Consider the following 12,982-nt stretch of genomic DNA (forward strand, 5'->3'; position numbering starts at 1 on the left):
CAACCGAGATCATAATCCCGATGGTGGGGGCAGTTCTTCATGACGCAAAGGGGGCAGTTCCGGATGGCGTTTGACACCCATAGCGATTCTGCCGGAGCGATCACGGGGTGGGAGGAGCGTGGACCGCAATGGCGCGGCTTCGCCACTGAGGGCGCGAAAGAACTTTTCCGCTTCGGGCCGCCCGAGCCCGAGCGGATCTGCATTACAGAGGCGGCCATCGATGCCATGAGCCTAGCGGCGATCGATGTCCGACGCTCCGATACGCTTTATATCAGCACTGGAGGCGGCTGGTCCCCGGCGACAGATCATGCCATCCGCAATCTAGCTAAGCGCGCCAAGGTCTGCCTCGTGGCAGCGACCGACAACAATCGGCAGGGTGACGTGTATGCCGATCGCGTTCGGGCCATTGCCGGAGAAGCGAGTGCGGAATATGCGCGATTACGGCCACGCACCGATGATTGGAATGAGGATCTGAAAGCCCTGACGGCGACCCTTTGATGCGGCTTGCGAATGGGCCGGCTAGGCAGCCGTGGTCGCGCAGCGGTAAGGCCGCTGAATGAGTGAGGCCCTGATGGTTGCCGGTGAGCGGTAGAAGGAAATCGGGCAAGGAGAAAGGAAGATGAAATGGGAATGAGGCGCTGCCGCACGCCCGGCCAGCGCGTCAAGGGTGAAGCTTCGCCCGCGTTCCGCGGCCCTTGACCCGCCGGGCCTTCGATGCGGCGGGCGAGGAGGTGTGATGAAGGACTGGAGTGACGAAGAGATCAGGCGGATCGCTCGCGCTTCATTCCGGTCAGGCCAACAGGAGCCGCCGATGCACACCTCACCTATCGTTCGCAAGGTCTTCGAAGGCGTCGCGACGCGCCACGAGATGCACCGTTTGTTCAACCGCCATCGCGGCCATCCGGCCATGGCCGAGGAGGAGGCAGGGCACCTCTTCGGCGGCGAGTGGTTCGAGATCGCTGAGTCCGAGCACGAATACATGTTCGACATCCTGCCGCCGCTATGGATGCGCGCGGACATGTTCGCGATGCGTGAATTCATGACGGCAAGTGTGACAAGCGTTTTCCTATCACTGTCGATCGACGGCCAGATGCGCTGGTTCCACGGTTATTGCGACCTGTCGGACAGAGCGTCACCGGAGCGGATGAAAGCGGCGATCATCGAGCGCGAGTCTCGTCCTGTCCGGGCGATGACGCGCGAAGAGCGGCTCGAGCACATCTGGTCGTGCACCCACGACGACTACCGCGGCTACGCCGGCGAGCACTGGCCTGCCGCCGTGCGCGGCCGCCGCACCGTGCTCGTCTACGCTGGCCAGCAAGGCACCGGGCTGAAGCTGCTGGACGACCTTACCGAAATGGAGATCGCAGCGAAACTGCCGGTGCAGCTCCGCCACCTGCCGGAAGCGGTCGCGGCCTAGCCGGGCCGCCCGCCCTCGTCGACCTGCGAATAGCCCGGCCCAGTGCCGGGCTTCGCAATTCGGCACCCAGCCTCCCGCCGGCTCTCCCGTCAATCCCGCAAGACCGTGCCGCCCGTTGCAGCCGCGGCGGCGACGCGGTCGCGCGCGCCCAGCAGAAGGACATTTCCAATGGCGCAGGACGACCCTTTCACGATCGACCTCTTCGGCAACACCGCCCTCTCCTCTAGCCTCGGCCTCGGCGTCACCGCCTTCGCCGCCCACTTGGACGGTGACCACGACGACAGAGCAACACCGCCAGGGCCGGCTCCCGCGGGACCGGCGCTCAAACCCGCCCGGCTGTGCGCGCCGAACGCGCGCACGCGCGGCGACAATTTCCGTCTCGCCAGCGACCGTGGCCTGGCAAAGGGCTGGAAGCAGCGCGCCCGCGACAGCGTCGCGGCCATTCGGCTCGCCGCGCAGATCGAGGCGGAGCAGCGGTCCGCCTCGCAGGACGAGCAGCGGCAGTTGATGCGCTTCACGGGCTTCGGCGCTTCCGAGCTCGCCAACGGCGTCTTCCGCAAGCCGGGCGAATCCGAGTTCGCGAGTGGCTGGGAGGAGATCGGCGCCGATCTCGAGGATGCGGTCGACGACGCCGGCTACGTCTCGCTCGCGCGGTGCACCCAGTACGCCCACTTCACGCCCGAGTTCATTGTCCGCGCGATCTGGTCTGGTCTGCAGCGCCTCGGCTGGCGCGGCGGCCGCGTGCTCGAGCCGGGCGTCGGCACCGGGCTGTTTCCGGCGCTGATGCCGGACGAGCTACGCGAGACCTCCCACGTCACGGGCGTCGAGCTCGATCCCGTCACTGCGCGCATCGCCCGGCTGCTGCAGCCGCGCGCGCGGATCGTCACAGGCGATTTCGCGCGCGCCGAGCTGCCGACGAGTTTTGACCTCGCCGTCGGCAACCCGCCCTTCTCCGACCGGACCGTGCGCTCGGATCGCGGGTACAGGTCGATGGGCCTTCGGCTGCACGACTATTTCATCGCGAGGGCGATCGACCTCCTGAAGCCCGGCGCCCTCGCCGCCTTCGTCACGAGCTCCGGCACGATGGACAAGGCGGACGCCTCGGCGCGTCAGCACATCGCGAAGTCGGCCGACCTGGTCGCAGCCATTCGCCTGCCCGAGGGTAGCTTCCGCGCCAGCGCCGGCACCGACGTTTTCGTCGACATCCTGTTCTTCCGCAAGCGCAAGGTCGGCGACGCCGAAGGCGACCTGTCATGGCTCGACCTCGACGAGGTTCGGCTGGCGGCGGAAGACGAGAGCGCGATCCGCGTGAACAGATGGTTCGTGCAGCGCCCGGACTTCGTGCTCGGCGCGCACGCGCTCGCGTCCGGTCCGTTCGGCGAGGCCTATACATGTCTGCCGCGCGACGATGAGGATCTCGAAGCGACACTCAAAGCCGCCATCGGCTTCTTGCCGGAAGCCGTCTATGACGGCGAGCCGGAGGTGATCGATCCCGACCTGGCAGAAGCCGGTGATCCCTGTGACGTCGATTGGCCTGCCGATCGCCACGTGCGCGAGGGCAGCTACTTCTTTGACAAGGCCCACGGCTTGATGCAGGTCCTCGACGGCCAGCCGGTCGCGGTGAAAGCGCGCAAAGGCCGCAGCGCCGACGGCATTCCGGAAAAGCACGTGCGCATGATCCGGAAGCTGATCCCGGTCCGCGACGCTGTGCGCGAGGTCTTGAAGGCGCAGGAGCTCGACCGACCGTGGAAGGACGCGCAGGTCAGGCTGCGCATCGCCTGGTCGAACTTCGTTCGGGACTTCGGCCCGATCAATTTCACGACGGTCTCGACCGCCGAGGACGAGGAGAGCGGCGAGGTGCGCGAGACGCACCGCCGGCCGAACATCCAGCCCTTCCTCGACGATCCCGATTGCTGGCTGGTCGCCTCGATCGAGGACTATGACCTCGAGACCAACACCGCAAAGCCTGGGCCGATCTTCACCGAGCGCGTGATCTCGCCGCCTGCCCCGCCGGTGATCACCAGCGCAACCGACGCGCTGGCCGTTGTTCTCAACGAGCGCGGGCGCGTCGACATCGACCACATCGCCGAGCTGCTGCATCGGGACCGCGACGACGTCGTCGCCGAACTAGGGAGTGCCGTCTTTCGCGATCCCGCTAACGGCTCGTGGCATACGGCTGACGACTATCTCTCTGGTCACGTGCGGGACAAGCTGAAGGTTGCGGAGGCCGCTGCCGCGCTCGACCTCTCCTACGAACGCAACGTCACGGCGCTGCAAGGCGTGCAGCCCGCGGACCTCAGGCCGTCAGACATCACGGCGCGTCTGGGCGCGCCGTGGATTCCGGCCGCCGACGTCGTCGCCTTCGTCAAGGCGACAATGGACGCCGAGATCAGGATTCACCACATGCCGGAGCTCGCATCGTGGACCGTGGAGGCCCGCCAGCTCGGCTGGACAGCGGCCGGCACATCAGAGTGGGGCACCGACCGCCGGCACGCCGGCGAGCTTCTCGCCGACGCGCTGAACAGCCGCGTGCCGCAGATTTTCGATACGGTCAAGGACGGCGACAGCGAGCGCCGCGTCCTCAATGTTGTCGACACCGAGGCGGCCAAGACGAAGCTGCAAAAGATCAAGGACGCTTTCCAGCGCTGGATCTGGTCTGATCCCGATCGCGCCGACCGCTTGGCGCGCGTCTATAACGAGCGCTTCAACAACATCGCGCCACGAGCCTTCGACGGCTCGCACCTGAAGCTTCCGGGTGCCTCAGCCGCCTTTGTGCTTTATGGGCACCAGAAGCGCGGCATCTGGCGCATCGTCTCGGTTGGCTCGACCTATCTCGCCCACGCGGTCGGGGCCGGCAAGACCATAACCATGGCGGCTGCCATCATGGAGCAGCGCCGGCTTGGCCTCGTCGCCAAGGCGATGCTGGTCGTGCCCGGCCATTGCCTGGCGCAGGCCGCACGCGAGTTCCTCGCACTTTATCCGAACGCCCGTATCCTCGTCGCCGACGAGACCAATTTTACCAAGGACAAGCGGCACCGTTTCCTCGCGCGCGCGGCGACCGCGACCTGGGACGCGATTATTATCACGCACAGCGCATTCCGCTTTATCGCCGTGCCATCGGCGTTCGAGCAGCAGATGATCCAGGACGAGCTCGAACTCTACGAGACCCTTCTGACCAAGGTCGAGAGTGACGACCGCGTCTCGCGCAAGCGCCTCGAGCGATTGAAGGAGGGCCTGCAGGAGCGCCTGGAATCGCTTTCGACCCGCAAGGACGACCTGCTGACCATTTCCGAAATTGGCGTCGATCAGATCATCGTCGACGAGGCGCAGGAGTTCAGGAAGCTCTCCTTCGCGACCAACATGTCGACGCTGAAGGGCGTAGATCCGAACGGCTCACAGCGCGCCTGGGACCTGTACGTCAAATCCCGCTTCATCGAGACGAAGAACCCTGGCCGCGCGCTGGTGCTCGCCTCTGGCACGCCGATCACCAACACGCTCGGCGAGATGTTCTCGGTCCAGCGCTACCTCGGCTATGAGGCGCTCCTCGAGCATGGCCTGCACGAGTTCGACGCTTGGGCGAGCACATTTGGCGACGTCACGACCGAACTTGAGCTGCAGCCATCCGGCAAATACAAGCCGGTGACGCGCTTTGCCACCTTCGTGAACGTGCCGGAGCTCATCGCCATGTTCCGCTCCTTTGCAGACGTGGTGATGCCGGATGACCTGCGTCAGTACGTGAAGGTGCCGGCGGTCTCGACCGGCAAGCGCCAGATCCTGACTGCGAAGCCGTCGCCGGCATTCAAGCGCTACCAGATCCGGCTCGGCGAGCGCATCAAGGCGATCGAAGAGCGCGACCGCGCACCCGAGCCCGGCGATGACATCCTGCTGTCAGTCATCACCGACGGCCGCCACGCCGCAATCGACCTGCGTCTGGTTGATCCGGATAGCGACAACGAGGCCGACAACAAGCTGAACCTGCTCGTCGGCAATGCCTTCCGCATCTGGAACGAGACAGCCGAGAACAACTACACGCGGACAGATGGCAAGCCCTTCGACTTGCCTGGCGCCGCGCAGATGATCTTCTCCGATCTCGGCACCATCAGCGTCGAGAAGAGCCGCGGCTTCTCCGCCTATCGCTGGATTCGCGACGAGCTGGTCCGTCTCGGCGTGCCACCGGGCGAGATCGCCTTCATACAGGACTACAAGAAGTCGGAGGCAAAGCAGCGCCTGTTCGGCGACGTGCGTGCCGGCAAGGTCCGCTTCCTGATCGGCTCGTCTGATACAATGGGCACCGGCGTCAACGCGCAGCTTCGCCTGAAGGCATTGCACCACCTCGACGTGCCCTGGCTTCCGTCGCAGATCGAGCAGCGCGAGGGCCGCATCGTGCGGCAGGGCAACCAGCACGATGAAGTCGACATCTTCGCCTATGCGACCGAAGGCAGCCTCGATGCGCAGATGTGGCAGAACAATGAGCGCAAGGCCCGCTTCATCACCGCTGCGCTGTCCGGCGACACCTCGATCCGCCGGCTTGAGGACATGGGAGAGAGTCAGGTCAACCAGTTCGCCATGGCAAAGGCGATCGCGTCGGGCGACCCGCGCTTGATGCAGAAAGCTGGTCTCGAAGCCGACATCGCGCGGCTCGAACGGCTGCGGGCTGCGCACATCGACGACCAGCACGCAGTGCGGCGGCAGATGCGCGAGGCCGAGCGCGACATCGAGCTCTCCAACCGCCGCATCGGCGAAATCGGCCAAGACATCCAGCGCCTCACACCGACGGCTGGAGATGCGTTCAGCATGTCAGTGAGGGGAGAGCCGTGTAGGGAACGCAAGCCCGCTGGCCGCGCATTGATGAAGGAGATCCTGACGCTGGTGCAACTCCAGCAGGAGGGCGAGACCGTCATCGCCTCGATCGGCGGCTTCGACGTCGCGTACAGCGGAGAGCGCATCGGTCACGATGGCTACCGCTACACCACCATGCTGCAGCGAACCGGCGCCGAGTACGAAATGGAGTTGCCGGTGACGGTCACGCCGCTCGGAGCGGTCGCTCGCCTTGAGCACGCACTCGACGACTTCGAGGGCGAGCGCGAGCGCTATCGCCAGCGCCTGGCCGACGCCCGCCGACGGCTGGCGTCTTACGAATCGCGCGACGGAGGCGAGTTCGCCTTCACTGGCGAGCTTGCCGAAAAGCGCCGGCAGCTTGTCGAGGTAGAGAAGGCGCTGGCGGAGGACGGCGAAGGCACCCGGGAGATCGCCGCGGCCGCGTGAATAGAGAATGAGAAGAAAGAGAAAGGGAGAAGGCCAGCTCGCAGATCGGGCGGGCCGTCGACGCTGCGCTCAACCGCCGCCTGCGCGATCCTAACCCGTCGTCCTGCGCAGGGCTTACGCCCTACTGGTCCCGCCGGGCAGGGATGCTCGGCCGCAGTTGCACCGGCCCGCCCGCTCCGCAGGGCCCAGGGGTGTCTTCGAGAAGAAGACGAGAAAGGGCCGGCAGCGTCGGTCCGCAACCCCAAAGGAGTGTTCCCATGCAACTCATCAAGGTCGATCCGCGCGCGCTGAGAGAGAACCCCGATCGCATGCGCCAGACGAAGTCGACGCCGCAGGCCGACGCGCTGCTGCTCGCGACAATCAAGGCTGTTGGTATCGTCCAGCCGCCCGTCATCACGCCCGAGACAGCCGGTGGCAATGGCTACGTTATCAACGCCGGCCACCGCCGGGTGAAGCAGGCAATCGCCGCCGGTCTCGAGGAGATCCACGCGCTCGTCGACGAGGCTGCGAACGACAACGGCGCCATGCGCTCGATGATCGAGAATATCGCCCGCGAGGCGCTGAACCCGGTTGATCAGTGGCGTGCGATCGAGCGCCTGGTCGCGCTCGGCTGGACCGAGGAGGCGATCGGCGTCGCGCTCGCGCTGCCGCTGCGTCAGATCAAGAAGTTGCGCCTGCTGGCGAACGTGCTTCCCGCCATGCTCGACCACATGGCCAAGGGCGATATGCCGAACGAGCAGCACCTCCGCACCATCGCCGCAGCCTCGCTCGACGAGCAGAAGGAGGTCTGGAAGAAGCACAAGCCGTCGAAGGCAGATCCGCAGGTCTCGTGGTGGAGTGTCGCACAAGCGTTGCAGAAGACCCGCATGCACGCGCGCCACGCGAGCTTCGGCGACGACCTTGCGCAGGCCTACGGAATCCAGTGGGTCGAGGACCTGTTTGCTCCGGCTGACGAGGACAGCCGTTATACCACGGACGTTGAGGCGTTCCTCGGTGCCCAGCAGGAGTGGATGGCGAACAACCTGCCGAAGAAGGGCATTATCGCGGAGGCCACCAACTATGGAGAGGTGAAGCTGCCGCCGAAGGCTGAGCGGGTCTACGGCAAGCCGGCGAAGTCCGACTGCACAGCGATGTATCTCGACCGCGACGGCCGTGTGCAGACCGTGCACTACCGCATGCCTGCGGCGAAGAAGCCGAAAGACCAGATCGGCGCAGGATCGGACAACGCTCCGGACGATGTCGGCGAGGTCTCGAAGCCACGTCCCGACGTGACGCGCAAGGGCGTCGAGATGATCGGCGACTACCGCACCGACGCGCTGCGCGAGGCGCTCGGCCGCGCTTCGATCGAGGACGACACGCTGATGGCGCTGCTGATCCTCGCTTTCGCAGGCCAGAACGTCTCTGTGACGACGGCAAGCGGTGGGATCTATTACGGCCACAGCCGGCTTGCGAAGAACGCGGCGGCGCTATTCGACGCCGACGGCAAACTCTCCTTCGACATGGACACACTTCGTGTCGCGGCGCGCAATATGCTGGTCGACGTGTTCTCGTGCCGGGAGAACGCCACCAATAGCGGCATCGTCGCCCGCGTCGCGGGCGCGGTGGTCGGCGCGGACACCTTCCTGCCGAATATGGGCGCGGAGGACTTCCTGTCCTGCCTGTCGCGCACAGCGCTCGAGGCCTCGTGCAAGGACACGCCCATCCTGCCGCGCCAGCGCGTGAAGGACACACGCGCCGCGCTCGTCGAGCACTTCAAGGAAGGTCACTTCGTTCATCCGGCCGCGCTGTTCGCGCCGGATGCGACGAAACTCTCGGATTGGTTGTCCTCCGGCTCGGCCGCCCGGGACGACGAAGGCGATGAGGAAGTCGACGGCACAGGCGACGAGCTTGCTGACGGTGCGACCGACGCTGAGGCATTCAGCGAGGCGGCCGAATAACTGGCACGCGCCCTTCCTTCCGAACGATCCACCGCCGCCGGCCCGGCCGGCGGCGGCTTTGTTTCACGCATGCGCAAATGAGGAGAACACGATGTCCGCGCACACGATCTTCGACACCGCACCCATCGGCTCAATCGTCGCCTGGTCCGACGGAACGCCGCAGCCGCCGGCCCGCTTCAGGAAGAAGCTCGCCGCCTGGCAGTCCAGCAACAGCAAAGGCCGCCTGATCCGAATGCAGGGCGGACGAGACGCCGGCAAGGTCTCGCTGTCGCCCTGTTTTACCCTGCACGAGGTCGACTATGGCGCCGGCGGCGTCATCGCCATTCGCGTCCACCGGACGTTCTCACTAGAGGCGAAGCTGCATTTCACCGTCGTCGAACGTCCCGCGATCGGCTCGGTCCGCGTGTTCGACCGCGCCGGCGACAGCGGCGAGCTCGTCTATCTCGCAACCAATGAGGTCGACGCGAAGGAGTGGCTGACGCGCCATGGCTATCCGGACGCGGTGCTCCAGGAAGTGACTGCCGACGAGGTCGGCGCGGGCGCCGTCGAAGGGAGGGCAGCATGAACGCTTCTCTCCCGCAGGACGTGAGCTCCGGAAATCCGGAGGTCGAGTACGGACGCAGTGCCGAGAATTTCCTCGCAGCCCGCGTGGGCGAAACCGCCTTCGCGATGCTGCCGGCGCGCGGTGGCGGGCACTATCTCGCATCGGGCTGGCGCATCGGCCGGCCGATCGCGGAATGGCACCGCGCCGACTTCTACGGCCATTCCGGCGCGCTGGCGGACGAGGCGGCATTCCGATCGAAGGTTGCTGAAAACGCCGAGCATCAGCGCGAAAAGCGTGCGCTCGGTCGCAAGGACGTGCGGTTCGCGGCGAACACGCCGTGGGGCGCCTCGCAAGGCGCCACCCTCTACGCCGACGGTGTGGTCCGCCACTCGACCGCGGGCCACGGCGGCTTCCACCTCTCCGCCGAGCGCAACCGCAGGGTCCATGCCATGCTCTGCTCAAAGGGCGGCTGGTACGAAGAAGACGCCGAATGGGCCGCCGTTGCGATCACCTTCCCGCATCTCTTCACGGCGTTTGAACGCCGCTGCGCCGAGAGAACGATCAAAGACAGCTGGCCCGACGCCTGGGAGACGATCTTTGGCACGACCCTCCAGCCAGGCGAGTCCCGCGAAAAGGATCGCCGCGTCTTCGACCACGCGCATGCACGGGACTGGATTGTTGTGTCCGCCATCACGTCCAAGCGCGAGAGCGGTTTTGTCGAGGTCGTTGCGACGATCGGCGGGAAGCGAGGGCCCGGAACTGAGGAGCGCCGCTTCCTCGTCCCCTCCGGCGAGTATCACGTCGGCCGCTTCGGCTTCGTGATCGATGAGGCGCGTCACCGCCTCTACGGCGGCCCATCAGACTTCGCCGGATGGAGGTGACCCATGCCCTGGCCCCTTTTTGCCAAAGCTTTCGGTTGGCTTGCGGCGACTGACGAGGACGGCGACACGCCGATCCTCGTTGTCTGGCATCCCAGGCTCAGACGGCACTTCACTGGCTCCGATGCCTGGAGGCGCGCCGTGCGGGCGTCCATCCACGCGCCGCAGCCTGACCCGGCCGATGCTGACAGAAAGGAGGGGCAGTCATGAACGCCTACCTTGTCGCCGTGAAGCTCCTCGCGCATGCCTACCATAATCCCGCAAGCGCCATCGCCGGCGCAAGCGATGGCATCCTCGCAGACATGCGCAAGCACGCCGGCGCCAAGTCAGCGCTCATCGACTGTGCGGCCATCGGCGACGCCATCCCGTCGTCGAGCGTCTACAGGCCGAATGCCGCCTTCCCCGTATCGTCTACGGGGACGGTGTAATGATCGAGCCCCCGGACCGACGTCTCCTGCTCACGCGCATGGAAGCCGAGCAAGCCGAGACGAAGCGCCATCTGGGCGTCATCGAACGTCAGATCGCGGCACGAGCCGAACGGCTGACAAACACCGACCGGGCGAGGAGCCGGCAGCACCGCCGGACCGCATCGAGCTGGACGAATGCGGATGAGCGGCTGTTTCAGCAGCATGTCGCGGAGCTCGCCTTGGCCCGTCGTGGCGAGATCGACGCCCTCACGCGAAAGCTCGATCGGCAGGAGACGGCGATCGCCGAGTTTCGGACGCACCATCGCGTTTCCGCTGCGTGACGGTGAGAGACCAACGATCCACCTATTGGAGCGCGAGCGGCGCGCGCGGACCCTTCATGTCGAGACGGAGAGTTCAGCAGTTTTGGCCCGACCTCTCACGGTTTCGGCGGCGTACTGACCCTTGGCCGACGCTCCCTCGGTTTGGGCTGCGGTCTGAACCGGCCGCGGTCCGCTTCAAGGGCAAGTCGCGAGGCGATCGGCGGCCGCCGTCTCGCGATGGTTGGTCGCGTGCTTCGCAGGCCTGAGGGCCCGCTCGCCCGCAACTCACCTATGCTCGCCTTGGCAGCCGCCGCCCCCTGAAGCGGCCCGCTGAAGCCGGTTCTGGTCGACCGCACCCGAGGGAGCGCTGGCAAAGGGCCGATCGCTCTCAAGGCGAAACCGAGAAAGGATCTCACCATGACCAAAACTGCTCGTTCCTCTCGCGCCAGCGCCCGTGTCATCCCGCTTCGCAAGGGCACCACGCTCGAGATGGTCCGGCTCGCCTGTCCCGATTCGGCGCAGGCGCAGCGCATCTCCGAAAGCTTCGGCCTCGCAATCCTGGACAGCGACGGTATCCGAGATCTGCATGAGCGGCTCATCGTCGAAACCGCCGACGCGCTCAAGGACGGCTTGAGCGAACGCGCCATGCAAATCCACCTTCAACGGATCGTCGGTGCTTATGTCGGATCGGCGCACGGCGCCGGCCAGTTCTACACCCGAGCAGTCACTGAAGCGCGAGATGCGACCGCCAAGCTCGCCAACGACAGCCGCGATGAGGACCTCGATGGTCCGGTCGGTTTCGATAGCCAGGCACAGCGCAAGCGTGAATTCGCCGCCGACATGGGCGCGCAGGCTCACGCGCTTCGCATGGCTGCCGAAGGCGCCGTCGCCGCCTACGAACGGGTCGTCGGTGAGACCTGGAAGCCTTTCGAGCGTCCCATCGACAACACGACCGACACCGTCGGCCGGAAAGCGGCCAAGGTGCAGATGTCGGCGTTCGACTAACCGCCAGCGCGGGGCCTCGAGCCCCGCGCCCCTTCCACAGAAGCCACCTGACGGGCCGGTCCGCGCGACCGGCCCCTTTTTTCGTATCGACGCTGCAACAAAGCGAGCCGCCGCCCGTGCTGCTCGCCATCGTCGGCCCCTCCCGGTCCGTGGTCCTGCGCCGGGCTCGACGTCCGCGCAACGGCTTCGCCGTCCTTCGCGCTGCTTCGGCCCTTCGGGTGCGCGGACTTTGAGCCCGGCTGTGGCGGACCCCGTGAGGAGCCGCGATGAGCGCGGCCTCCCGAACGGAGGTTATTAGAATGAGCAAGAACGGAGAAAAATCGCGAGGCGACCTGTACGCCCGCATCACGGACCGCATCATCGTCGAGCTCGAACGCGGCGTGCGCCCCTGGGTTCAACCTTGGACCGCCGCGAATATGGCGGACCGCATCACCCGACCGCTCCGACACAACGGCCAGCCCTACACGGGCATCAACGTCTTGCTGCTTTGGTCAGAAGCCATCGCGCGCGGCTTCCGCTCGCCGATGTGGATGACGTTCAAGCAGGCCAGTGAACTTGGCGCGCATGTCCGCAAGGGTGAGACCGGCAGTACTGTGGTGTATGCGAGCCGCTTCACCAAGAGGGAGACCGACGCTCACGGCGACGAAGTCGAACGGGATATCCCCTTCCTCAAAGCCTATACCGTCTTCTGCGTCGATCAAATCGATGGCTTGCCCGTGCATTACTACGGTCGGCCGCCCGTCGTCGCATCACCGATCGAGCGCAACGCGCACGCCGACGCTTTCTTTGCCAACACCGGCGCGATTGTTCGCCACGGCGGCTCGACGGCGTTCTACGCGCCCTCGTCCGATCACATTCAGATGCCGCCGATCGAAAGTTTTCGCGACACGGCTTCCTATGTCGCCGTCAGAGCCCATGAGACCGTGCACTGGACTGCTCCCGCTCACCGCGTTAATCGCGATCTCAGCCGTTACGGCAAGGATCGGAGCGAACGCGCGCGCGAAGAGCTTATCGCCGAACTCGGCAGCTGCTTCCTCTGCGCTGATCTCGGGATCTCTCCTGAACTGGAACCTCGGCCGGATCATGCAAGCTACCTCGCGTCGTGGCTGGAGTAATGGCGAGCTCGCCATTATTCGAGTAATCAGCAGCAGATCATAATGTGAAGGAGCACCACCTTTCCGGTGTTATGCGGGGATGGTGTGCGATCTC

General features: G+C 65.7%; 9 protein-coding genes and 1 pseudogene. All 10 read left to right on the forward strand.

Features of this window, described 5'->3' with window-relative positions:
* Positions 1-78: 78 nt before the first annotated feature.
* Positions 79-498, forward strand: a pseudogene (locus tag AC3WLX_RS36305) (toprim domain-containing protein); the annotation flags it as partial.
* Positions 499-811: 313 nt separating this feature from the next.
* The gene (locus AC3WLX_RS36310; RefSeq protein ID WP_024342316.1) at positions 812-1,417 is read left to right on the forward strand and encodes a DUF1419 domain-containing protein; all 606 of its coding nucleotides are present in this window, start codon (positions 812-814) and stop codon (positions 1,415-1,417) included.
* 168 nt (positions 1,418-1,585) lie between these two features.
* Positions 1,586-6,682, forward strand: coding sequence for a helicase-like domain-containing protein (locus tag AC3WLX_RS36315; protein ID WP_024342315.1), 5,097 nt, complete (start codon positions 1,586-1,588; stop codon positions 6,680-6,682).
* Positions 6,683-6,939: 257 nt separating this feature from the next.
* A complete protein-coding gene (locus AC3WLX_RS36320) occupies positions 6,940-8,619 on the forward strand; it encodes a ParB/RepB/Spo0J family partition protein (RefSeq protein WP_024342314.1) in 1,680 nt (559 codons plus the stop codon).
* A 91-nt stretch (positions 8,620-8,710) separates the two neighbouring features.
* A complete protein-coding gene (locus AC3WLX_RS36325; protein ID WP_024342313.1) occupies positions 8,711-9,184 on the forward strand; it encodes a UCP036055 family protein in 474 nt (157 codons plus the stop codon).
* Positions 9,181-10,044, forward strand: a complete 864-nt coding sequence (locus tag AC3WLX_RS36330; protein WP_024342312.1) for a DUF7007 domain-containing protein — start codon at positions 9,181-9,183, stop codon at positions 10,042-10,044. Before AC3WLX_RS36325 ends, AC3WLX_RS36330 begins: the two co-directional genes overlap by 4 nt.
* A 203-nt stretch (positions 10,045-10,247) precedes the next feature.
* Positions 10,248-10,469: a hypothetical protein gene (locus AC3WLX_RS36335; RefSeq protein WP_024342310.1), complete on the forward strand. Its 222-nt coding sequence runs from the start codon at positions 10,248-10,250 to the stop codon at positions 10,467-10,469.
* Positions 10,469-10,789, forward strand: coding sequence for a hypothetical protein (locus tag AC3WLX_RS36340; RefSeq protein ID WP_028139088.1), 321 nt, complete (start codon positions 10,469-10,471; stop codon positions 10,787-10,789). The genes AC3WLX_RS36335 and AC3WLX_RS36340 overlap by 1 nt, the downstream gene beginning before the upstream one ends.
* Positions 10,790-11,185: 396 nt before the next feature.
* Entirely contained in the window at positions 11,186-11,773 is a 588-nt protein-coding gene (locus AC3WLX_RS36345; RefSeq protein ID WP_024342309.1) for a hypothetical protein, read from the forward strand.
* 299 nt (positions 11,774-12,072) lie between these two features.
* Positions 12,073-12,888, forward strand: a complete 816-nt coding sequence (locus AC3WLX_RS36350) for an ArdC family protein (protein ID WP_492339378.1) — start codon at positions 12,073-12,075, stop codon at positions 12,886-12,888.
* Positions 12,889-12,982 lie beyond the last annotated feature (94 nt).

It is taken from the genome of Bradyrhizobium sp. FW305-F6, from assembly GCF_058782905.1.